The following is a 22,078-nucleotide window of genomic DNA, read 5'->3' on the forward strand; positions in this document are numbered from 1 at the left end:
AATTGAATTTCACACGGCCTTCCAGTTGTTACGGACGATCCATCAGACCGGGATTATTCCCACTCAATCGTCGCTGGCGGCTTGCTCGACACGTCATAAGTGACGCGGGAGATGCCTTCGATTTCATTGATGATCCGGCCGCTGACAGTTTCCAGCAGCTCGTAAGGCAGGTGTGCCCAACGCGCGGTCATGAAGTCGATGGTTTCCACGGCACGCAGGGCAACGACCCAGGCGTAACGACGGCCATCGCCAACCACGCCAACCGATTTCACCGGCTGGAACACCACGAAAGCCTGGCTGACCTTGTGGTACCAGTCGGCCTTGCGCAGTTCTTCGATGAAGATGTGGTCGGCGCGACGCAGCAGGTCGGCGTATTCCTTCTTCACTTCACCGAGGATCCGCACACCCAGGCCCGGGCCCGGGAACGGGTGACGGTAGACCATGTCGTACGGCAGGCCGAGTTCCAGGCCCAGACGACGGACTTCGTCCTTGAACAGCTCGCGCAGCGGTTCAACCAGCTTGAGGTTCATTTCTTCCGGCAGGCCGCCCACGTTGTGGTGCGACTTGATCACGTGAGCCTTGCCGCTTTTCGCGCCAGCCGACTCGATCACGTCCGGGTAGATGGTGCCTTGGGCGAGGTACTTGATGTTATCCAGTTTGTTGGACTGGGCATCGAAAACGTCGATGAAGGTACGGCCGATGATCTTGCGCTTCTTCTCCGGGTCGCTTTCGCCTGCCAGATTGTCGAGGAACTGGTCTTCGGCATTGGCGCGAATCACCTTGACGCCCATGTTCTCGGCGAACATGGCCATCACTTGCTCGCCTTCGTGCAGGCGCAGCAGACCGTTGTCGACGAAGACGCAGGTCAACTGGTCGCCGATGGCCTTGTGCAGCAACGCAGCAACCACCGAGGAGTCAACGCCGCCGGACAGGCCGAGCAATACGTTGTCGGTGCCAACCTGGGCGCGGACCTGGGCGATGGCGTCTTCAGCAATCTTCGAAGGTGTCCACAGGGCTTCGCAGCCGCAGATGTCGAGGATGAAGCGCGAGAGGATGCGACCGCCCTGCTTGGTGTGGGTCACTTCCGGGTGGAACTGCACGCCGTAGTAGCCGCGAGCATCGTTGAACATGCCGGCAATCGGGCAGCTCGGGGTGCTGGCCAGGATGTGGAAGTCTTCCGGCATCTTGGTGACCTTGTCACCGTGGCTCATCCACACGTCGAGGCCGAACAGGCCGTCGGCGTCGATGTGGTCTTCGATGCCATCGAGCAGACGGCTCTTGCCGACCACGTCAACGCGGGCATAACCGAACTCACGCAGCTCGGAACCTTCGACCTTGCCACCCAGCTGTTCAGCCATGGTCTGCATGCCGTAGCAGATACCGAAGACCGGTACGCCCAGGTCAAACACCGCTTGCGGGCAGCGCGGGCTATCGGCTACATGCACGGACTCGGGGCCGCCGGCGAGAATGACGCCTTTTGGAGCGAATTCGCGAATCGCTTCGTCGTCCATGTCGAACGGATGCAGTTCGCAGTACACGCCGATTTCACGCACGCGGCGGGCAATCAGCTGGGTGTACTGGGAACCGAAGTCGAGGATCAGGATGCGGTGGGCGTGAATGTCGAGGGCCATGTGGTCAGTCTCGTCTATGCAGTTCGGTGAAGAGAATCAGAAACAACTCGGGGCTGAAAACAGCCCCGGTTACTTAACTTATTGCTGGAAGCCTCAACCTACGCGGTAGTTTGGCGCTTCTTTGGTGATTTGCACGTCGTGAACGTGGGACTCGGCCATGCCAGCGCCGGTGATCCGCACGAACTCAGGCTTGGTGCGCATTTCTTCGATATCGGCGCTACCGGTGTAGCCCATGGAAGAACGCAGGCCGCCCATCAGTTGATGGATGATGGCGCTCAGGGTGCCCTTGTACGGAACACGCCCTTCGATGCCTTCCGGAACCAGTTTCTCGGCGCCTGCCGAGGAGTCCTGGAAGTAACGGTCGGAGGAACCTTGAGCCTGGGACATGGCGCCCAGCGAACCCATGCCGCGGTAAGCCTTGTACGAACGGCCCTGGAACAGTTCGATTTCGCCCGGCGCCTCTTCGGTACCGGCGAACATCGAGCCCATCATCACGCAGGAAGCACCGGCAACGATGGCCTTGGACAGGTCACCGGAGAAACGGATGCCGCCGTCGGCGATCAACGGAACGCCAGTGCCTTCAAGGGCAGCGGCGACGTTGGCGATGGCACTGATTTGCGGAACGCCGACACCGGCGACGATACGAGTGGTGCAGATCGAGCCAGGGCCGATACCGACCTTGACTGCGTCAGCGCCGGCTTCGGCCAGGGCCTTGGCGGCAGCGCCGGTGGCGATGTTGCCGCCGATGACCTGCACTTCAGGGAAGTTCTGTTTGACCCAGCGAACGCGGTCGATCACGCCTTTGGAGTGACCGTGAGCAGTGTCGACCACTACCACGTCAACGCCAGCGTGGACCAGGGCAGCTACGCGGTCACCGGTGTCTTTACCGGTACCGACTGCAGCGCCAACGCGCAGACGACCTTGATCGTCCTTGCTGGCCAGCGGGTAAGCCTTGGCTTTTTCGATGTCGTTGACGGTCATCATGCCTTTGAGGGCGAATTTGTCATCGACGATCAGCACGCGTTCGATACGGTGCTTGTGCAACAGCTCACGGACGTCGTTCTTGTCGGCGCCTTCCTTGACCGTGACCAGACGCTCTTTAGGCGTCATCACTTCACGGACGGAGGCGTCCATGCGGTTTTCGAAACGCACGTCACGGGAAGTGACGATGCCGACCAGGTCGCCATCGTGCAATACCGGAACGCCGGAGATGTTGTGCAGGCGAGTGAGTTCGAACAGTTCACGAACCGTGGCGTCAGCCTCGATGGTGATCGGGTCCTTGACCACGCCGGCCTCGTACCGCTTGACCTTACGCACTTCGGCAGCTTGCTGCTCGATGGTCATGTTCTTGTGGATGATACCGATGCCACCTTCCTGAGCCATGGCAATTGCCAAACGGGCTTCAGTAACGGTGTCCATGGCAGCAGAAACCAGTGGAATATTCAGCTCGATGCCACGGGTAAGGCGGGTCTTGAGACTGACTTCGTTAGGAAGAACCTCGGAATAACCGGGCACTAAAAGAATGTCGTCGAAGGTCAGAGCTTCTTGGCTGATACGCAGCATCGCGGGGGCTCCCGAGCGGGAAAATGGAAGCGCGCCATTATAGTCAGACACCCCCTCGGGTTCAATGTAAAACTCTGTCTATTATTGGCATTACTGACATACGGAAAAACAACGTCCCTGTAGGAGCTGCCGAAGGCTGCGATCTTTTGACTTTGATTTTCAAAAACAAGATCAAAAGATCGCAGCCTGCGGCAGCTCCTACAAAGGCGTCGGCGTTCAGAGTTCGACTTTGACCCAGCTCACGGGTTGATCCAGCCAATCGGCAAATTCATCGATAAAGCTCTGTTTGAACCCGGCCTCGAGCCAGTTGTTGAAGATGAAACCCAGGTTGGAAAAGCCGCATTCCTGCAAGAACAGAAATCCGTTGATGTCGTCTTCATGCCCGCATTCAGGGCAGGTGAAGTTATCGGTGCGACCCGGCATCCACTCTTCCAGGCTTTCGAACAGCGCTTCACCGATTTCCTTGCGACACTCGGCGCAGCCGGCTTCTTCGAGAAACCCCTTGGCCGGTGTATAGATGCAGCGCTTGGTGATGATCTCCAGACCATTGACCGGCTCGCCGAACGGCAGCGCATCAGGGTGCAGGACCACGGCACGGGCACCGTCGGCGATGGCGTGGGCCATACGATTGCCGGTCCGGCCACAGGTGGTCAGTTCTTCTTTAATGATGTTCTTGCGCACCAGCCAACGCACGACCGCCCGGGCCCGGGGTTCGTGTACCGGCAGGGTGGAGATTTTCGGGACGATGATGCTTTGGGAATTCATGGTGCAAGCCTACAAATGCTGAATGATCCACCCTTGTGGGAGCGAGCCTGCTCGCGATGAGGCCATTGCAGCCAACATTGTTGTTGCCTGACCCACCGACATCGCGAGCAGGCTCGCTCCCACAGGATTTGCGGCCGGCAGCTTAATCCCTGACGAAATCCGGTCAAGTACTCAAATAGCGCCCGATCAAGGCAATCCCGCTGGCCAGCACCAGCCAGGTCACCAGCCGCACGAATGCCTCGCGGGACAATTTCATGATCAACCGCCGACCGATCCACAACCCCAGCGCCATTGCTGGCAACAAACACAACGCCAATACCAACAAGGGTAGCTCGGCATACACACCGGCGATGGCAAACAGGCTTAAACGCACCACGGTGCTGCAACTGATCAACGCACTCTGGGTTGCCCGGGCCGCATCCTTGGGCAACCGACTGTTCAAATAGATTGCATATAAAAAGCCGCCACTGCCAAACAGCGCCCCGAACATCCCGCCCACGGTGCCCATCGGCACCGCCCACCCGGCGGACAATTGCCCCGGACGGGTTTTAATCCACAGGCTGTAAATCGCATAGGCGCTGATAAACAACCCCATCAACAGCAGCAAAACATCGGATTTCAGGTTCAGCAGAAAAATCACTCCCAACGTGCAGCCCACCGCCATGCATGGCAGCAGCCGCAGCAATTCGGGCCTCGCCACATCCCGTCGCGAGGGCAGCAGATTGCCGAACGCCGCGACGAAATCCAGCAACACCAACAGCGGCACGATTTTCGACAGTGGCATGAACAAGATCAGAATCGGCCCGGCCACCAGCGCGGTACCAAAACCGGCGATGCCGAACACGATGTAGGCCAGGGCAACGCCCAACCCGATCACCAGCCAATCCACCGCATCCCACGGCCATTGGTTTAACAACTCCAGCACACTCATCGTCACGGCTTCCTTTAATTCCTGTGATGACTTTAGCCAGCGCCGAGCGTTGCGACTAATATCTTCAATGTCGACTACCCATCTCGAAAAGGCATGCCTTGTGCTTTCAACCCGTCAATTGCGCTACTTCGTGGAAATCGCCGAGAGTGGCAGCTTCAGCGCTGCAGCCGAACGACTGTTTATTGCTCAATCGGCCTTGAGCCGGCAGATCAAGGACATGGAGACCCGGCTGCAAACGCCGCTGTTCGAACGCACCGCGCGCCAGCCCCGACTGACAGCGGCGGGTGAAGCCTTTTTGCCTCGGGCGAAAAACCTGCTGAACGAACTGACCAAGGCCAGTGAGATGGCCACTCAGGTGGGCACCGGTCAACTCGGTGTGTTGCGCCTGAGTCATTCCAGCACCGTGCCCATGAGCGGTCGGCTGCTGCGAGGTATCAGTGTCTATCTGCATCGGCACGCCGGTGTGTCCATGGACATCGTCAAGCTGTCCTCCGAGGCGCAACTGGAAGAATTGGCCGAAGGTCGCCTCGATGTGGGCCTGTTGCGCCTGCCGGTGCTGCGTCAACGTGAAGGAGTGCAGATTGTTCCGCTGTACAGCGAGCGCCTGTTGCTGGCGGTGCCGCCGAATCATCGGCTGGCTGTGGATAAGTCCGCGCAAGGCATCGATCTGGCGCAATTGAAGAATGAAGCGTTTATTTCCATCCCTCATCCACAGCGTGGCGGCCTGAGCTATTTGTCCGCCGAGTTGTGCATGCGCCAGGGATTCTTTCCCCAGGCGGCTCGGGTGGTGTCGCGTAAAACCACGCAACTGCAATTGATCCAGGCCGGGTTCGGCATCGCACTGTTACCGGAATCGATGCAGGACATCGCGCCGCCGGATATCCACTTTCTGCCCTTGGCCGACCCGGATTGCCACAGCACCGTCGCCCTCTCCTATCGACAACATCCCACGGCACTGGTCCAACACTTCATCAAAACCTGCACAGATCATTGTGGGAGCGAGCCTGCTCGCGATAGCGGTTCAACATTCAACATCAATGTCGACTGACACACTGCTATCGCGAGCAGGCTCGCTCCCACAGGGGATTTTCGCCGGATCATGGAGATTGATCGCCGAATGCCTTTAAACTGCGCCCCATGATTAAAGATCCCTTTGCAAGACTCGGCCTGGACCGGGAAGTCCTGACTGTCAGCCAGCTCAACGGCCGCGCGCGGGTGTTGCTCGAAGACGTGTTCAGCAACATCTGGGTCGAAGGCGAAATCTCCAACCTCGCCCGCCCGGCGTCCGGCCATGTGTATTTCACCCTCAAGGACAGCGGCGCCCAGGTGCGTTGCGCGCTGTTCCGGCAGAATGCCGCTCGGGTTCGCCAGGCGTTGAAGGACGGCTTGGCGGTCAAGGTTCGCGGCAAGGTTTCGCTGTTTGAAGGCCGTGGCGACTACCAACTGATACTCGACACCGTGGAACCGGCCGGTGACGGCGCCCTGCGTCTGGCCTTCGATGCGTTGAAGGAAAAGCTCAGCGCCGAAGGTCTGTTCAGCGCCGAGCGCAAAGTGCCGCTGCCGGCGCACCCGCAACGTATCGGCATCATCAGCTCGCCCACCGGCGCAGTGATCCGCGACATCATCAGTGTGTTCCGCCGCCGCGCGCCGCAGATCCAGCTGACGCTGATCCCCACCGCCGTGCAAGGCCGCGAAGCCAGCGCGCAGATTGTCCGCGCGCTGAAACTGGCGGATGCCCGCGGTTTCGACGCGTTGATCCTGGCCCGTGGCGGCGGCTCGCTGGAAGACCTCTGGTGTTTCAACGAAGAAGCCGTGGCCCGCGCCGTGGATGCCTGCGTGACGCCGATTGTCAGCGCTGTCGGCCACGAAACCGACGTGTCGATCAGTGACTTCGTCGCCGACGTCCGCGCCCCGACACCGTCCGCGGCGGCCGAACTGCTCGCGCCGGATTCCAGCGATCTGGTGCGGCGCGTCGAAAGTCTGCACCGGCGTCTGGTGATGCGCATCCGCGACCGCTTGATGCGTGACCGGCTGCGTCTGGAAGGCATGGCCCGGCGCCTGCGTCATCCCGGCGAACGACTGCGTCAGCAAGCACAACGTCTGGATGACCTGGACATGCGCATGCGCCGCGCGTTCGAACGCAGCCTCAATACTCGTCGCGAACGTTTGATCCGCCTGGAAACCCGCCTCGCCGGGCAACATCCCGGGCGACAACTGGCAATGCTTCGCCAGCGCCTCGACAGCCTCGCCGAGCGTCTACCCCGGGCCATGCGCGAAGGTCTTAAATCCCGCCGGCTGCAACTGCAAAGTCAGATGCAGACGCTGCACGTGGTCAGCCCCTTGGCGACCCTCGCGCGTGGCTACAGCATTCTGCTGGACGAGCGCGGCAACGCGATTCGTAGCGCCGCGCAGACCCATACCGGCCAGCGCCTGAAAGCCAAACTGGGCGAAGGCGAGCTGCAAGTGCGCGTCGAAGACAATCACCTGACGCCTGTCACCCTTTCTTTACTGGATTGATCCATGCCGCGTTTTTTAGCTCCGCTGCTGTTGCTGTGCCTGACCTTCAACGCCCACGCCGACAGTTACATCACCCGCCTGTTGAACAAACCGGTGCCGGGTGGCGTGGCGGTGGTGGATCTGGGCAGCTCCGCCCAGGCACCAAAAGCCAGCTATCAAGGGAGACCGGTATTGGTGGTCAAGGAACAGAACAACTGGCTGGCCATTGTCGGCGTGCCGCTGACTGTCAAACCGGGCAGCCAGTCGCTTAGCAGTGGTGGTCGCAACCTGAGCTTCACCGTCGGCGGCAAGAAATACCCGGAACAGCACATCACTCTGAAAAATACTCAGCAGGTCAATCCGAACCCGGAGAATCTCAAGCGCATCGAGGGTGAGCTGGCTGAGCAGATCCAGGCCTACCGCAGCTTCAGCCCGAATACCCCGAGCAATCTGCTGCTGGATAAACCGGTCAATGGGCCACTGTCGAGCAAGTTTGGCGTGCGCCGCTTTTTCAATGGCGAAGAACGCAATCCCCACGCGGGCCTCGACTTCGCGGTGCCCGCCGGCACGCCGATCAAAACCCCGGCCGCCGGCAAGGTGATCCTGATCGGCAACTACTTCTTCAACGGCAATACGGTGTTCGTCGACCACGGCCAGGGCTTTATCAGCATGTTCTGCCACATGTCGAAGATCGACGTGAAGGTTGGGCAGCAATTGGCCCGCGGTGGCGTGGTCGGCAAAGTCGGCTCCACGGGGCGCGCGACCGGGCCGCATATGCACTGGAACATCAGCCTGAATGATGCGCGGGTGGATCCGGCGATTTTTATTGGGGCGTTTCAGCCTTAAATGGTTGTTGAGGCTGATGGCCTCATCGCGAGCAGGCTCGCTCCCACAGTGGATTTCGTCGTACACAATATCTGTGTCTCATGAAGATCAAATGTGGGAGCGAGCCTGCTCGCGAAGGCGGCCTCATTGGCACCGCTTATTCCGCCTCAAGGTCCTCAATCCCGTGGACCTCCCTGTGCGCCAGACGCTCTTTGATCCAGGCCTGGGTTTCCTCCGAGAAACCAGCCAATTCTTCAGATGTAATCAGCTCATGAGTACACAGCCCCAGCAGGTGAGCAGGCGCCTCATTGCGTGAGTGACTGAAAACGCCAAACGCCCAATACAGCTCCTGCTGACCGGCCTTCAGCCTTTCTTCACTGGCTTCAATACGTTCATAAGGCGCCAGGCTTTTATCCAGCACCGTACGCTCGACCTCCTCCATGATCCGGATACACATCCGCTCATGGGCTACCGGACGCAGTGCGCTATAGAGCTTCCAATCCGACTCGTTCATCGCCAACTCCTGCTTGCTGGTCGCCTGGTTGAGGCTTTAAGAATAGCTGCGTCGACCGAACTGCAATCGCCAACCTTCAATTGCGCATCGCTCAAACCTCGCGCAAACATCAATACAATCTCTGCCATTCACCGCAACAAAATCTCAATAATCTCGACTTTTCGAGTATTCCTCTCAATTTTTTTCGACTGCTTGCCATCCTTCCCCCCCGCGGTTAGGGTTGAAGGCATGAAAACCTCTCACACCCTCATTCAGCTTCGCCAGCACCGCAGCCTGTGCCTCGTCAGCGCACGACTGCCAGGCTGAATTGCGGTGCCTCGTCTTACGCTTTACCCCCAGAACATTTGATCCACCGGCAGGCCGCCTTTTTTCGGCCCACACAATAAGGATTTCCCGATGAGCATGCTCAAAGACCCGTCTTCGAAATACCGCGCGTTCCCGACCATCGACATCCCGGACCGCACCTGGCCATCGAAGACCATCACCGCAGCGCCAATCTGGTGCAGCTCGGACCTTCGTGACGGCAACCAGTCGCTGATCGAGCCCATGGACGCGGTCAAGAAGCTGCGTTTCTGGAAAACCCTGGTGCAAGTCGGCGTGAAAGAAATCGAAGCCTCGTTCCCGGCCGCTTCGCAGACCGACTTCGACTTCGTGCGTACGCTGATCGAAGACGGCCACATCCCGGACGACACCACCATTCAGGTGCTGACCCAGGGCCGTGAAGACTTGATCGCACGTACCTTCGAATCCCTGCGCGGTGCCAAGAAAGCCATCGTTCACCTGTACAACGCGACCTCCCCTTCCTTCCGCCGCATTGTCTTCAATCAGGACAAGGACGGGATCAAGGCCATCGCCGTGAACGCTGCCAAGCTGTTCGTCAAATACGCCGCCCAGCAGCCGGAAACCGAGTGGACCTTCGAGTACTCGCCAGAAACCTTCAGCGCCACCGAACTGGAATTCGCCAAGGAAGTCTGCGACGCGGTAATTGAAGTGTGGAACCCGACGCCTGAGCACAAGGTGATCCTCAACCTGCCTGCCACCGTCGAATGCGCCACCCCGAACATCTATGCCGACCAGATCGAATGGTTCGGCCGCCACATCAACCGTCGTGACAGCGTGATCATCAGCCTGCACACCCACAACGACCGTGGCACTGGCGTAGCCGCCACCGAGCTGGGCCTGATGGCTGGCGCCGACCGTGTCGAAGGCTGCCTGTTCGGCAACGGCGAGCGTACCGGTAACGTCGACCTGGTGACCGTGGCATTGAACCTCTACACCCAGGGCATCCACCCTGAACTGGACTTTTCCGACATCGACGGCGTGCGCAAAGTCGTCGAAGAATGCAACCAGATCCAGGTGCATCCACGTCACCCGTATGTCGGCGACCTGGTTCACACCGCGTTCTCCGGCTCGCACCAGGATGCGATCCGCAAAGGCTTCGCCCAGCAGAAACCGGACGCCCTGTGGGAAGTGCCGTACTTGCCGATCGACCCGGCCGACATTGGCCGCAGCTACGAGGCGGTGATTCGCGTCAACAGTCAGTCGGGCAAGGGCGGTATCGCTTACCTGCTGGAACAGGAATACGGCATCAGCTTGCCACGCCGCATGCAGATCGAGTTCAGCCAGGTCGTGCAACGTGAAACCGATCGTCTGGGCCTGGAGATGACGGCTCAGCAGATTCACGCATTGCTGCACAGCGAGTACTTGCAGGCCAACACCCCATACGCGCTGGTCAGCCATCGCTTGCAGGAAGAAAACGGTCACAGCGCCGTCGAAGTGGAAGTATCCAGCAAAGGTCAGGGCGAAACCAACCTGCACTGGCGTGGCAAGGGCAACGGCGCGCTGGAAGCACTGGTAGCCGGCCTGCCGATTCCGGTGGAAATCATGGACTACAACGAACACGCCATCGGTGCGGGCACCAATGCCAAGGCTGCGGCCTACATTGAACTGCGCGTAAACGGTGAGCGTGCGGTGCATGGCGTCGGTATCGATGAAAACATCACCACTGCCAGCTTCAAGGCTCTGTTCAGTGCGCTGAACCGTTCCCTGAGCCAGCCGGAAGCGAAAGCGGCGTAAGTCTGCGCTGCAATGCAAAAGGCCCCGGGGTGTGAACCTCGGGGCCTTTTTGTTTGCTTGGGATTTTTGTGTTGCCTGTTCTGGCCTCTTCGCGAGCAAGCCCGCTCCCACAGTGGATTTTTAGTGTACACAAAATCTGTGTTCACACCGATCAAGTGTGGGAGCGGGCTTGCTCGCGAAGACGGGCGGTCAGGCAGCGAAAATCTCAGGTGAACTCGAAGGTATCCGCATCCAGATTCGCCGGAAACCGTGCGCGATAAGCCGCCAGCTCCGCCGCGTCCAGGACAACCTTGAAGACCCCATCGGCATCGCCTGCGCTGAGCAACGTCTCACCCTGAAAATCCAGCACCTGACTGTCACCGGTATACGCAAAGCCTTTGCCATCGGTACCGATGCGATTCACCGCCGCCACATAGCAGAGGTTTTCAATCGCCCGTGCCGGTAGCAAACGATTCCAGTGCTGGCGCCGGGCGCCCGGCCAATTGGCGGTGTATAGCAACAAGTCGGTGTCTTGAGGGTCGCGGCTCCAGACCGGGAAACGCAGGTCGTAGCAAATCAGCGGCCGTACTCGCCAACCCTTCAATTCGAACTGCACCTGACGCTCGCCCGGGGTGAAATGGTTGTGCTCGCCCGCCATGCGGAACAGATGACGCTTGTCGTAGTGCCACACCTCCCCATCCGGCCGCGCCCACAACAGACGATTGCGATGGCTGCCATCAGGCACCTGGACAATGATGCTGCCGGTGATCACCGCGTCCAGTTCCGCCGCCTGAACCCGCAGCCATTTACTGGTGGGGCCATTTTCCGGCTCGGCGAGGGTTTCCGACTCCATGGAGAAACCGGTGGTGAACATCTCCGGCAGGATGATCAGGTCCGCGCCGCGAGCCTGTTCCAGCAAGGGTTCGAAATGCTGCAGATTGGCCTGGCGATCATGCCAGGCCAGGGTGGTCTGGATCAGCGCGACATTCAGATTGGGCAGAGCACTCAGATCACGCATAGTTTTGCCGCTGCTTCGCGCAGGGTCTCCTCGCGTTTGGCAAAGCACAGACGCACCAGGCGCTGGCCTTCAGGTGGCGTCTGGTAGAACACCGAGATCGGGATGCTCGCCACGCCATGTTCGCGGGTCATCCACAGCGCCATCTCGACGTCATTGAGGTCCGGGCGAATATGCGAGTAATCGACCAACTGGAAGTAAGTACCGGCCACGCGGGTGAAACTGAAGCGTGACGGCGTCAGCAGATCGCAGAACAGATCGCGCTTGGCCTGATAGAAGTCCGGCAATTCTTCGACGTGTTCCGGGTGCTCGGCCATGTAATCGGCCAACGCGTATTGCAACGGCGTCACGCCGCAGAAACTGACGTATTGGTGAACCTTGCGCAGCTCCGCTGTCAGGGCCGGTGGTGCGACCACGTAGCCGGTTTTCCAACCAGTGACGTGGTAGGTCTTGCCGAACGAACTGACCACAAATGCGCGTTGATAGAGCTCTTCGTGAGCCAATACGCTGACGTGAGGCACGCCGTCGAACACCAGGTGTTCGTAGACTTCGTCACTGATCACATAGATATCGCGGTCGCGGATCAACGCCGCCAGTTGATCCAGCTCGGCACGGCTGATCAGTGCGCCGCTGGGGTTGTGCGGGGTGTTAAGAATGATCATCCGCGTACGCGGGCTTAGCGCATTGGCAAGCTTCTGGAAGTCGATGCTGAAATCGTTGAGGCCCAGTTGCACATGCACGCAACGGCCACCGGCCAGCTCAACCGAAGGTTCATAACTGTCGTAGGCCGGATCAAACACGATGACTTCGTCACCGCTGTGGATCACCGCTTGAATGGCGCAGAAGATCGCCTGAGTCGCGCCGGGGGTGACCGTCACTTCACTGTCGGCATCGACATGGGTGCCGTAACTGCGAGCAATCTTCGCCGCAATCTGCTGACGCAACACCGGCAAGCCAGTCATCGGCGAATACTGGTTGTGGCCACTGGCGATATGCCGACCGACCGCATCGCGCAGGGCCTGCGGGCCATCGAAATCGGGAAAACCCTGAGACAGATTGATCGCCCCGGCTTGCGCCGCGAGCTGAGACATCTGCGTGAAGATAGTGATGCCGACATTCGGCAGCTTACTGGTGATCATCGGTGATTCCCTGCTCTACACCCAGCTCTAACGACGGCATGGGAGAGCTCGAGAATAGCCCAAACGGCGCCCATAAAAAAAGGGCGCCCATTGGCACCCTTCTTCTAAAACATTCACCGCAATACCTGTGGCGAGGGAGCTTGCTCCCGCTGGACCGCGAAGCGGTCCCAATCTCTGCAACCGAAGTCGTTCAGGCAGAACGCATCGACTGATTTGCGACTGCTGCGCAGCCGAGCGGGAGCAAGCTCCCTCGCCACATCAAGCCCCTCACAAAAAAGAGTGAGGTAGTGAATCAGCGCTTGTCGCGGCGCTTCTTGTCGGCTTTCTTGTGGTGAGTCATCAAACGACGCTTCTTGTTGACCTGACGGTCGGTGAGCGTGTTCTTGTTGCCTTCGTACGGGTTCTCGCCGCCCTTGAACTCGATACGGATCGGCGTACCGACCAGTTTGAGCACGCGACGGTAGGTGTTTTCCAGGTAACGGACGTAAGACTTCGGCACCTTCTCGATCTGGTTACCGTGAATCACGATGATCGGCGGGTTTGCACCACCCAAGTGGGCATAGCGCAGCTTGATCCGGCGGTTGTTGACCATCGGTGGCGCGTGCTCGCCAACTGCATCTTCCAGAATCTGGGTCAGGCGGTTGGTCGGCCAGCGGGTGACCGCGGACTTGAACGAGTTCTGTACCGACGCGTAGAGATTGCCTACGCCAGTGCCGTGCAGGGCCGAGATGAAGTGGATGTCGGCGAAGTCGACGAAGAACAGTCGACGTTGCAGCTCGACCTTCACGAAGTCGCGCTCGCTCGGCGTCATGCCGTCCCACTTGTTGATCGCGATGACCAACGCACGACCTGCTTCAAGGGCAAAGCCCAGCAGGTTGAGGTCGTGGTCCACCACGCCTTCGCGGGCGTCCATCACGAAGATCACCACGTTGGCGTCTTTGATCGCTTGCAGGGTCTTGACCACGGAGAACTTTTCGACTTCTTCGTGGATCTTGCCGCGCTTGCGCACACCGGCAGTGTCGATCAGCGTGTACTTCTCGTCGTTACGCTCGAACGGGATGTAGATGCTGTCGCGGGTGGTGCCGGGCTGGTCATAAACGATGACCCGGTCTTCACCGAGCATGCGATTGACCAGAGTCGACTTGCCGACGTTCGGGCGGCCGATGATGGCGATCTTGATACCGTCTTTTTCGCTTGGGCCAGGAATGCGCTTGGCTTCCTCACCTTCGGCAACGATCTCTTCTTCGCCTTCTTCCGGTTCTTCCTCGTCTTTCGGGAAGTCGCTCAGGGCGATTTCCAGCATCTGGGTGATGCCTCGACCATGAGCACCGGCGATCGGGATCGCGTGGCCCATGCCCAACGGAGCGAATTCGGCGCGGGCCATTTCAGGGTCGATGTTGTCGACCTTGTTGGCAACCACGTAAGAACGCTTGTTACGTTTGCGCAAATGCTCGGCGATCATCTGGTCGGCGGCGGTGAAACCGGCCTTGGCATCTACCAGGAATAGAACGACATCCGCTTCTTCAATGGCCAGCAGCGACTGCTCGGCCATTTTTTCGTCCATACCGTGCTCGTCACCGGAGATACCGCCGGTGTCGACCAGAATGTAGGAACGCCCTTGCCACTTGGCCTCACCGTACTGGCGATCACGGGTCAGACCGGACAAGTCGCCGACGATGGCGTCGCGAGTCCTGGTCAGGCGGTTGAACAAGGTGGACTTGCCGACGTTCGGTCGGCCCACCAGGGCGATTACGGGAACCATGCGGCTCTCCACTTCGTTATTTCAGAAAATACAAAAGCCGCTGCGAGGCAGCGGCTGGTGCTCGGGGCAGCGCCTGTAAGCGCTGCGAGCCCCGCAGAACGGGGCCGCTTGGGGGTTAAACCCCAAGCATAGTCAAACCTTTACTTAATGGTCAGGGCTTCCAGTTTGCCACTGTTGCCATACAGATAAATCGTGTCACCCACCACCAGCGGACGGGCACGCAGGCCGTCGCTGTCGATGCGCTCGCGGCCGACGAAACGACCGTCCACCTGACTCAGCAGGTGCAGGTAACCTTCCATATCACCGACTGCAACATAGCTGGAGAACACTTCCGGAGCCGACAGTTGACGGCGGGCCAGCGAATCGTTGCTCCACAAAGCCGTGGTGGAACGTTCGTCGACGCCTTCAACGGTGCCTGCGGACAGGCTCACGTAAACGCTGCCAAAACCCTGAGCAACGCCGGCATAGCTGGAAGCATCACGCTGCCAGAGTTGACGACCGCTTTCCAGGTCCAGTGCCGCGACACGACCCTGGTAGCTGGCGACATACAGCGTACCGCCGGACAGCAGCAAGCCACCGTCGATATCGACTACACGCTCCAGTTCCGAACGACCTTGCGGAATCGCTACGCGCTGTTCCCACACCGGCACGCCATTGGAAATATCCAGAGCGACCACTTTACCAGTCGACAGGCCAGCCACCGCGAGGCGGTTGGTGACGATCGGTGCGCTGGTGCCGCGCAGGGTCAGAACCGCTGGCGTGCTGTCATACAACCAGCGCTGGTTGCCGGTAGCGGCATCCAGACCGATCAGACGGTCATCCTGGGTCTGAACCACAACAACGTCACCGTTGGTGGCCGGCGGCGCGAGCACTTCACTGGTCACGCGAGCGCGCCATTTCTCTTCACCGCTGCTGGCGTCCAGGGCAACGATTTCGCCCTTGAGCGTGCCGATCATGACCAGACCGTAACCCACACCAACGGCGCCGGAGACAGGCAGTTCGAGATCTTTCTTCCATTTGACGTCGCCATTGCTGCGATCCATCGCCATTACCACACCGGTAACGTCGGCGGCATAGATGGTATCGCCATCGATTGCCGGAACCAGCATGTTGTAGGTTTCGCCCTGACCGTCACCGATCGAACGACTCCACTGCTTTTGCAGAACCACTTCTTCTTTGAAGTCGGTCAACTCGGCCGGTGGCAATTCTTTTTTGCTGTTGCTGCTGCAACCCGCGGCCAGTATGGCCAGAGCCAGCAATGCTGCATGTTTCCAACGGATCACGTCACGCATCCCCTTTGGCCAGGTCGTCCAGCTTGATTTGTAGCCCACCGACCGCCGCTTCATCCGACAGTGCCGCCTTGGCTTTTTGATACGCCGTGTTCGCTTCGTCGGTACGACCCAACTGCACCAGCAGGTCGCCTTTGAGTTCTTCGCGAGTGGCCAGGAAAGCTTTGTCGGCATCGCCTTCGAGCAGCTTCAGGGCTTCATCGACCTTGTTCTGCGCGGCCAGTACCTGCGCCAGGCGCTGACGGGCAATTTCGCCGAGTGCCGGGTTGGCCGGCTTGGCGACAATGGCTTTCAGCTCGCTGGCTGCGTCGTCCAGCTTGCCGCTGTCGACCGCGACTTTTGCCACGAACAGGCTGCCGTATTGCGCGTAAGCGGTGCCGCCGAACTCGCTGTTGAGCTTGCCAGCCAGATCCGAAACACGTGCAGCATCAGGCTTGCCATCAGGCGTCAGCGTGGTTTCGAGCAATTGCTGATAGAGAATCGAGGCGCCTTGCGACTGATTGCTCTGATACTTCTGAAAGGCCTGCCAGCCGAACACGATAACCAGCGCCAACAGGCCGCCAGTGACCAGGGGCTTGCCGTTGCGTGTCCACCAGTCCTTCAACTCCGCCAGATGTTCGTCTTCGGTACTCGACACCCCAATACTCCTTAATCGCTAAATCGGCTGTTTGACAGCTTCAACCCTGCACGACGCAGGTGGCCAGGTGTGCAGCAAGCGCATCCCAGGCAATGCTTTGTTGTTCGCCCTGGCCACGCAGGGGTTTGAAACCTACCACTTGCTGGGCCATTTCGTCGTCACCGAGGATCAATGCGTACAGCGCACCGCTCTTGTCGGCTTTCTTGAACTGGCTTTTGAAGCTGCCGGCGCCGGCATTGACTTGCAGGCGCAGGTTGGGCAATTGATCACGAACACGCTCGCTCAGGGCCAGACCGGCCAGCTCGGCGGCTTCACCGAAGGCGCAGAGGTAGACATCGACCTGACGGGAGATTTCTTCGGGAATCTGCTCCAGGGTTTCAAGCAACAGCACCAGACGCTCGATGCCCATGGCGAAACCGACGCCCGTGGTCGGCTTGCCGCCCATCTGCTCCACCAGACCGTCGTAACGACCACCGGCACACACGGTGCCCTGGGCGCCCAACTTGTCGGTGACCCATTCGAAAACGGTCTTGCTGTAGTAATCCAGCCCGCGAACCAGCTTCGGGTTGATCACATAAGGAATGCCGGCGGCGTCCAGACGAGCCTTGAGGCCCTCGAAGTGCACACGGGATTCTTCGTCGAGGTAGTCGGCCATTTTTGGCGCGTCGGCCAACGCCGCTTGAGTGTCGGGATTCTTGGTATCCAGAACCCGCAGCGGGTTGGTCTTCAGACGGCGCTGGCTGTCTTCGTCCAGTTGATCCAGGCGAGCGGACAAATATTCGACCAGTGCTTCACGATAACGACCACGGGACTCGCTGGTCCCCAGGCTGTTGAGTTCGAGCTTGACCGCATCGCGGATACCCAACTCGCCCCACAGGCGCCAGGTCAGCACGATCAGCTCGGCGTCGATGTCCGGACCGTCGAGGTTGAAGACTTCGCAACCGATCTGGTGGAACTGGCGATAACGACCTTTCTGTGGACGTTCGTGACGGAACATCGGGCCGATGTACCAGAGTTTCTGCACTTGGCCGCCGCCGGTGATGCCGTGCTCGAGCACCGCACGCACGCAGGCCGCCGTGCCTTCAGGGCGCAGGGTCAGGGAATCGCCGTTGCGGTCCTCGAAGGTGTACATCTCTTTTTCGACGATGTCGGTCACTTCACCGATGGAGCGTTTGAACAGCTCGGTGAACTCGACGATCGGCATGCGAATCTGCTTGTAACCGTAGTTATCCAGCAGACGCGAGACGGTGCCCTCGAAATGACGCCACAGGGGAGTCTGTTCAGGCAGGATGTCGTTCATGCCACGTATGGCTTGCAGAGACTTGCTCACTATAAATCCTTAAATTCGTTCGGCTCTTCAGTCGGGCTCAGCCGCGCGCAATGACTGCTGCGTCAGCTTCGACCTTTTCGGCCGCTTTCTGACGGATCAAGCGTTCAAGCTCATCCACCAGATTGTCATTCGTCAGTTTCTGCGACGGCTTGCCGTCGATGTAAATCAGGTTTGGCGTGCCGCCAGTCAAGCCGATATGGGCTTCCTTGGCTTCGCCCGGCCCGTTGACCACGCAACCGATCACCGCGACATCCAGCGGCACCAGCAGGTCTTCGAGGCGCCCTTCCAGCTCGTTCATGGTTTTGACCACATCGAAGTTCTGCCGCGAGCAGCTCGGGCAGGCGATGAAGTTGATGCCACGGGAACGCAGGTGCAGGGATTTGAGAATGTCGTAGCCGACTTTCACTTCCTCGACCGGGTCGGCCGCCAACGAGATGCGAATAGTATCGCCAATCCCTTCGGCGAGCAGCATACCGAGGCCCACGGCGGATTTCACTGTGCCTGAGCGCAAACCACCGGCTTCGGTGATCCCCAAGTGCAGTGGCTGGACGATTTCCTTGGCCAGCAGGCGGTAGGCAGCGACGGCCATGAACACGTCGGAGGCTTTCACGCTGACCTTGAAGTCCTGGAAATTCAGGCGCTCCAGGTGTTCAACGTGACGCAAGGCGGACTCGACCAGCGCAGCGGGGGTCGGCTCGCCATATTTCTTTTGCAGGTCTTTTTCCAGGGAACCGGCGTTGACGCCGATGCGGATCGGAATCCCGCGATCACGGGCGGCATCGACCACCGCACGCACGCGGTCTTCACGACCGATGTTGCCCGGGTTGATCCGCAGGCAATCGACGCCCAGTTCGGCTACGCGCAAAGCGATCTTGTAGTCGAAGTGGATGTCGGCCACCAATGGCACTTTGACCAACTGCTTGATCTTGCCGAAGGCTTCGGCGGCGTCCATGTCCGGTACGGAAATCCGCACGATATCGACGCCAGCGGCTTCCAGACGATTGATCTGGGCCACGGTGGCGGCCACGTCATTGGTGTCGCTGTTGGTCATGCTCTGCACAGCGATAGGCGCATCGCCGCCCACGGGCACGTTACCGACCCAGATCTTGCGGGATTCGCGACGTTTGATTGGAGATTCGCCGTGCATGACTTATTGACCCAACTTCAGGCGAGCAGTCTCGCCACTGGTGAACGGAGCGACATCGACCACCTGCCCGTTGTAGCTGACCTGCGCGCCACGGGCGAAGCCCAGACGCACGGAAAAAGGCGGTTTGCCGCTGACAGTAACATTTTCGCCTTTACGCTTGAGACCACTCAACAGCACCTTACCCGTGCCGTCGGTCACTTGCGTCCAGCAATCGGCGGTGAATTGCAGTTGAACCTGGCCTTGGCCAGCCATCGCAGCTGCCGGAGCTGAAGCTGGGGCGGTCGGAGCAATCGGAGCAGTGACAACCGGTGCCGGAACAGCGGGAACAGCCGGTGCAGGCGCCGCCGGTGTCGCGACAACCGGAGCAGTGCTGTGGACAGCAGCCGCAGGCGTTGCTGCCGGAGCAGCAGGCGCGGGAACCGGTGCGCTCGTTTCGGCACTGACTGGCTCCTCGGCCGAAGTCTCGGTCTGAGGCAGCGCAAGAGGCGTCTCACCTTCAGCCTGACCTTGTGCAACGGCCTGGTCTTCCGGCTCGTCCAGTGGATGGATCTGTGTGGTGCCGTCGGCGCCTTCGACTTCAACGTGTTCGGGAGCCAGGCCAACCAGGTCCTTGGTGCGCAATGAGGTTTGATCCTGCCACCAGACAAAACCACCGCCAATCACCGCGAGCAGCAACAGCAGGCTGACAATTCGCAAAATGGTGTGGGAAACCCGAACCGGCTCTTCGATACGACCCAGGCTGTGGACGTTGCTGCCCTGGGAGTCGGTACCGGTGGATTGGTCGAACTGCTGGACCAGAACGGCTTGGTCCATGCCGAGCAATTTGGCATACGCGCGAATATAGCCACGAGCAAAGGTGTGCCCTGGCAGCTTGTCGAAAGCGCCGGCTTCCAGATTACTCAGGGAGTTGACGGTGAGGTTGAGCTTGAGGGCCACTTCGGCCAGCGACCAGCCATTGCTTTCGCGGGCCTGGCGCAAAGTCTCACCGGGGTTAACGCGATTCGCTGCTACAACTTCGGGATGCGCCGCTTTCATCATTGCTCCGACAGGTATTGCTGATATTCCGGCGTACCGGGATAGAGTCGTTTTAATTGCAGGCCAAAACTGGCGGCCTTGTCGCGATCTTCGAACACTTTTGCCAGCCGAACGCCGAGCAACAGACTACGTGCATTTTGTTCGGTGAGCAGGCTAAAACGGTCGTAATAGTCACGCGCGGGCACATAATGCCTGTCTTCGTAAGACAACTCAGCCATTTCCAGCAATGCACGTGGCTGTTGGCGATTCAAACGCAGGGCTTTTTCCAGTTGCTGGCGGGCCAGATCACGCTGGCCAAGCTTTGAAGCGGTCATGCCCAGGTTTTCGAAAACCCGTGAGCGCTCAGGATACAGGGTATCGGCGGCGGCCTGTTCGAAGCGTTCGTACGCCTCCTTGTAACGTTTCTCTTCGAAAAGAAAACTGCCGTAGTTATTCAGGATTCGCGCATCGGCGGGACGAGAAGACAGTGCCTTGCGAAAATGCTGATCGGCCAGTTCGGGCTCCATCTCGGCCTGGAACACCAGCCCCAGCGCCGCGTTGGCGTCAGGATCCGAGCTATCCAGGTCCAAAGCCTTCTTCAACGGGACTTTGGCACGCTCGGTCATGCCCTGCTGCAGATACCCCAAGCCCAGCTGCACGTAGGCGGCACGCGCTTCATCACGGCCCTTGCTGGTCTTCATCGGGTTGAAATCGCCCGACAGGACACAACCAGCACAGAGGCTGGCCAACAGCACAAGCAGCGCGAAGCGCAGGGACATAGAGATCCTCTCTTAATTATTGTTCGCGGCGTTTGTTGCGATATCGTTTTCGGCGCTCAACTCGCGCACGGCGATATAACGTTCGCTGCGACGGGTGCGATCCAGCACCTGCCCTACCAATTGGCCACACGCGGCATCGATGTCTTCACCGCGGGTGGTGCGTACGGTGACATTGAAGCCTGCATGGTGAAGCTGATCCTGGAAACGGCGAATCGCGTTGTTGCTCGGGCGCTCGTAACCGGAATGCGGGAACGGGTTGAACGGAATCAGGTTGATCTTGCACGGGATGTTCTTGAGCAACTCGATCATCTCAACGGCATGTTCAACCTTGTCGTTGATGTCCTTGAGCAAGGTGTACTCGATGGTCAGCACGCGCTTTTCGCCCAGGGACGACATGTAGCGCTGGCACGACTCGAGCAGCATCTTAAGCGGATATTTCTTGTTGATCGGCACCAATTGGTTACGCAATGCGTCGTTTGGTGCGTGCAGCGACAACGCCAGGGACACGTCGATGTGCTTGGACAGCTCATCGATCATCGGCACCACGCCCGAAGTGGACAGGGTCACACGGCGCTTGGAGATCCCGTAGCCCAGGTCATCCATCATCAGATGCATGGCGGCCACTACATTGTCGAAGTTCAGCAGCGGCTCACCCATGCCCATCATCACCACGTTGGTGATGGCACGGTCGGCGGTCGCCGGGATGCTGCCGAACGATTTATTGGCAATCCACACCTGACCGATCACTTCGGCGGCGGTGAGGTTGCTATTGAAACCTTGCTTGCCGGTGGAGCAGAAACTGCAATCCAGGGCACAGCCTGCCTGGGACGAAACGCACAGAGTGCCGCGTTTGCCCTGGGGAATGTACACGGTCTCGACGCAGCTACCGGACGCCACGCGCACCACCCACTTACGGGTGCCATCGGTGGAGATGTCCTCGCTGACCACTTCGGGGCCGCGAACTTCAGCAATGGCCTTGAGTTTGTCGCGCAAGGCCTTGCTGACGTTCGTCATGGCGTCGAAATCATCAACGCCAAGGTGGTGAATCCATTTCATTACCTGACCGGCACGGAAACGCTTCTCCCCGATTGAGTCGAAGAATTTTTCCATTTCCTGTTGAGTCAGACCCAGCAGGTTGGTTTTTACAGTCGATGTAGTCATGGATTCACCTTCACTCTTAAGCCAA

19 protein-coding genes are annotated in these 22,078 nt (G+C 59.3%); 4 read left to right on the plus strand and 15 right to left on the minus strand.

Annotated features, from left to right (window positions below):
- Positions 1-53 precede the first annotated feature (53 nt).
- The 4 genes from guaA to BK662_RS11255 all read right to left on the minus strand — a co-directional run bounded on the left by guaA (position 54) and on the right by BK662_RS11255 (position 4,890).
- Positions 54-1,631, minus strand: coding sequence for a glutamine-hydrolyzing GMP synthase (gene guaA / locus BK662_RS11240; protein ID WP_007903619.1), 1,578 nt, complete (start codon positions 1,629-1,631; stop codon positions 54-56).
- 93 nt (positions 1,632-1,724) lie between these two features.
- Positions 1,725-3,194 carry an IMP dehydrogenase gene (guaB, locus tag BK662_RS11245; protein ID WP_123358100.1) on the minus strand — a complete coding sequence of 490 codons (1,470 nt, stop codon included), beginning with the start codon at positions 3,192-3,194 and terminating at the stop codon, positions 1,725-1,727.
- Between the two features lie 216 nt (positions 3,195-3,410).
- Positions 3,411-3,959 carry a sugar ABC transporter ATPase gene (locus BK662_RS11250; RefSeq protein ID WP_123358101.1) on the minus strand — a complete coding sequence of 183 codons (549 nt, stop codon included), beginning with the start codon at positions 3,957-3,959 and terminating at the stop codon, positions 3,411-3,413.
- A 163-nt stretch (positions 3,960-4,122) separates the two neighbouring features.
- Positions 4,123-4,890: a sulfite exporter TauE/SafE family protein gene (locus BK662_RS11255; RefSeq protein WP_123358102.1), complete on the minus strand. Its 768-nt coding sequence runs from the start codon at positions 4,888-4,890 to the stop codon at positions 4,123-4,125.
- A gap of 100 nt (positions 4,891-4,990) precedes the next feature.
- Between BK662_RS11255 and BK662_RS11260 the strand changes: the two genes are divergently transcribed.
- The 3 genes from BK662_RS11260 to BK662_RS11270 all read left to right on the plus strand — a co-directional run bounded on the left by BK662_RS11260 (position 4,991) and on the right by BK662_RS11270 (position 8,232).
- A complete protein-coding gene (locus BK662_RS11260; RefSeq protein WP_123358103.1) occupies positions 4,991-5,938 on the plus strand; it encodes a LysR family transcriptional regulator in 948 nt (315 codons plus the stop codon).
- An 89-nt stretch (positions 5,939-6,027) separates the two neighbouring features.
- Complete coding sequence (xseA, locus tag BK662_RS11265; RefSeq protein ID WP_123358104.1) at positions 6,028-7,407, plus strand: exodeoxyribonuclease VII large subunit; 1,380 nt, start codon at positions 6,028-6,030, stop codon at positions 7,405-7,407.
- A 3-nt stretch (positions 7,408-7,410) separates the two neighbouring features.
- The gene (locus BK662_RS11270) at positions 7,411-8,232 is read left to right on the plus strand and encodes a peptidoglycan DD-metalloendopeptidase family protein (protein ID WP_123358105.1); all 822 of its coding nucleotides are present in this window, start codon (positions 7,411-7,413) and stop codon (positions 8,230-8,232) included.
- Between the two features lie 136 nt (positions 8,233-8,368).
- Here BK662_RS11270 and BK662_RS11275 read toward each other — a convergent pair whose 3' ends face one another.
- Positions 8,369-8,725, minus strand: coding sequence for a hypothetical protein (locus BK662_RS11275; protein WP_123358106.1), 357 nt, complete (start codon positions 8,723-8,725; stop codon positions 8,369-8,371).
- 396 nt (positions 8,726-9,121) lie between these two features.
- Here BK662_RS11275 and leuA point away from each other — a divergent pair, with 396 nt between their 5' ends.
- On the plus strand, positions 9,122-10,801 hold the full coding sequence (gene leuA, locus BK662_RS11285; protein WP_123358107.1) for a 2-isopropylmalate synthase: 1,680 nt from the start codon (positions 9,122-9,124) through the stop codon (positions 10,799-10,801).
- Positions 10,802-11,006: 205 nt separating this feature from the next.
- Here leuA and BK662_RS11290 read toward each other — a convergent pair whose 3' ends face one another.
- The 10 genes from BK662_RS11290 to rlmN form a co-directional block, all read right to left on the minus strand.
- Positions 11,007-11,798: an amidohydrolase gene (locus tag BK662_RS11290; RefSeq protein WP_123358108.1), complete on the minus strand. Its 792-nt coding sequence runs from the start codon at positions 11,796-11,798 to the stop codon at positions 11,007-11,009.
- Positions 11,786-12,934, minus strand: a complete 1,149-nt coding sequence (locus tag BK662_RS11295) for a pyridoxal phosphate-dependent aminotransferase (RefSeq protein ID WP_123358109.1) — start codon at positions 12,932-12,934, stop codon at positions 11,786-11,788. Before BK662_RS11295 ends, BK662_RS11290 begins: the two co-directional genes overlap by 13 nt.
- Positions 12,935-13,226: 292 nt before the next feature.
- A complete protein-coding gene (gene der, locus BK662_RS11300; protein WP_123358110.1) occupies positions 13,227-14,696 on the minus strand; it encodes a ribosome biogenesis GTPase Der in 1,470 nt (489 codons plus the stop codon).
- A gap of 140 nt (positions 14,697-14,836) precedes the next feature.
- Positions 14,837-15,988 (minus strand): outer membrane protein assembly factor BamB, encoded by a 1,152-nt coding sequence (gene bamB, locus BK662_RS11305; protein WP_123358111.1) that lies wholly within the window; start codon positions 15,986-15,988, stop codon positions 14,837-14,839.
- Entirely contained in the window at positions 15,981-16,622 is a 642-nt protein-coding gene (locus BK662_RS11310; RefSeq protein WP_007903605.1) for a tetratricopeptide repeat protein, read from the minus strand. Before BK662_RS11310 ends, bamB begins: the two co-directional genes overlap by 8 nt.
- Before the next feature lie 40 nt (positions 16,623-16,662).
- Positions 16,663-17,952 (minus strand): histidine--tRNA ligase, encoded by a 1,290-nt coding sequence (gene hisS / locus BK662_RS11315; RefSeq protein ID WP_123358112.1) that lies wholly within the window; start codon positions 17,950-17,952, stop codon positions 16,663-16,665.
- Positions 17,953-17,989: 37 nt separating this feature from the next.
- On the minus strand, positions 17,990-19,099 hold the full coding sequence (ispG, locus tag BK662_RS11320; RefSeq protein WP_010457850.1) for a flavodoxin-dependent (E)-4-hydroxy-3-methylbut-2-enyl-diphosphate synthase: 1,110 nt from the start codon (positions 19,097-19,099) through the stop codon (positions 17,990-17,992).
- 3 nt (positions 19,100-19,102) lie between these two features.
- Positions 19,103-20,134, minus strand: a complete 1,032-nt coding sequence (locus tag BK662_RS11325) for a RodZ domain-containing protein (protein ID WP_123358113.1) — start codon at positions 20,132-20,134, stop codon at positions 19,103-19,105.
- A complete protein-coding gene (pilW, locus tag BK662_RS11330) occupies positions 20,134-20,892 on the minus strand; it encodes a type IV pilus biogenesis/stability protein PilW (protein ID WP_007903601.1) in 759 nt (252 codons plus the stop codon). Before pilW ends, BK662_RS11325 begins: the two co-directional genes overlap by 1 nt.
- A 12-nt stretch (positions 20,893-20,904) precedes the next feature.
- Positions 20,905-22,053, minus strand: coding sequence for a dual-specificity RNA methyltransferase RlmN (gene rlmN / locus BK662_RS11335; RefSeq protein WP_007903600.1), 1,149 nt, complete (start codon positions 22,051-22,053; stop codon positions 20,905-20,907).
- Between the last annotated feature and the right edge of the window lie 25 nt (positions 22,054-22,078).

This window comes from Pseudomonas frederiksbergensis, from assembly GCF_003732275.1.
GTDB lineage: Bacteria > Pseudomonadota > Gammaproteobacteria > Pseudomonadales > Pseudomonadaceae > Aquipseudomonas > Aquipseudomonas frederiksbergensis_H.

What these genes read in the sequence shown, in the direction of transcription:
- leuA (WP_123358107.1), top strand. Translation starts at nt 9,122, where the DNA reads ATGAGCATGCTCAAAGACCCGTCTTCGAAATACCGCGCGTTCCCGACC.
- pilW (WP_007903601.1), bottom strand. Translation starts at nt 20,892, where the DNA reads ATGTCCCTGCGCTTCGCGCTGCTTGTGCTGTTGGCCAGCCTCTGTGCT.
- BK662_RS11275 (WP_123358106.1), bottom strand. Translation starts at nt 8,725, where the DNA reads ATGAACGAGTCGGATTGGAAGCTCTATAGCGCACTGCGTCCGGTAGCC.
- xseA (WP_123358104.1), top strand. Translation starts at nt 6,028, where the DNA reads ATGATTAAAGATCCCTTTGCAAGACTCGGCCTGGACCGGGAAGTCCTG.
- ispG (WP_010457850.1), bottom strand. Translation starts at nt 19,099, where the DNA reads ATGCACGGCGAATCTCCAATCAAACGTCGCGAATCCCGCAAGATCTGG.
- guaB (WP_123358100.1), bottom strand. Translation starts at nt 3,194, where the DNA reads ATGCTGCGTATCAGCCAAGAAGCTCTGACCTTCGACGACATTCTTTTA.
- BK662_RS11255 (WP_123358102.1), bottom strand. Translation starts at nt 4,890, where the DNA reads ATGAGTGTGCTGGAGTTGTTAAACCAATGGCCGTGGGATGCGGTGGAT.
- BK662_RS11270 (WP_123358105.1), top strand. Translation starts at nt 7,411, where the DNA reads ATGCCGCGTTTTTTAGCTCCGCTGCTGTTGCTGTGCCTGACCTTCAAC.
- BK662_RS11290 (WP_123358108.1), bottom strand. Translation starts at nt 11,798, where the DNA reads ATGCGTGATCTGAGTGCTCTGCCCAATCTGAATGTCGCGCTGATCCAG.
- der (WP_123358110.1), bottom strand. Translation starts at nt 14,696, where the DNA reads ATGGTTCCCGTAATCGCCCTGGTGGGCCGACCGAACGTCGGCAAGTCC.
- bamB (WP_123358111.1), bottom strand. Translation starts at nt 15,988, where the DNA reads ATGCGTGACGTGATCCGTTGGAAACATGCAGCATTGCTGGCTCTGGCC.
- BK662_RS11295 (WP_123358109.1), bottom strand. Translation starts at nt 12,934, where the DNA reads ATGATCACCAGTAAGCTGCCGAATGTCGGCATCACTATCTTCACGCAG.
- BK662_RS11250 (WP_123358101.1), bottom strand. Translation starts at nt 3,959, where the DNA reads ATGAATTCCCAAAGCATCATCGTCCCGAAAATCTCCACCCTGCCGGTA.
- guaA (WP_007903619.1), bottom strand. Translation starts at nt 1,631, where the DNA reads ATGGCCCTCGACATTCACGCCCACCGCATCCTGATCCTCGACTTCGGT.
- rlmN (WP_007903600.1), bottom strand. Translation starts at nt 22,053, where the DNA reads ATGACTACATCGACTGTAAAAACCAACCTGCTGGGTCTGACTCAACAG.
- BK662_RS11325 (WP_123358113.1), bottom strand. Translation starts at nt 20,134, where the DNA reads ATGAAAGCGGCGCATCCCGAAGTTGTAGCAGCGAATCGCGTTAACCCC.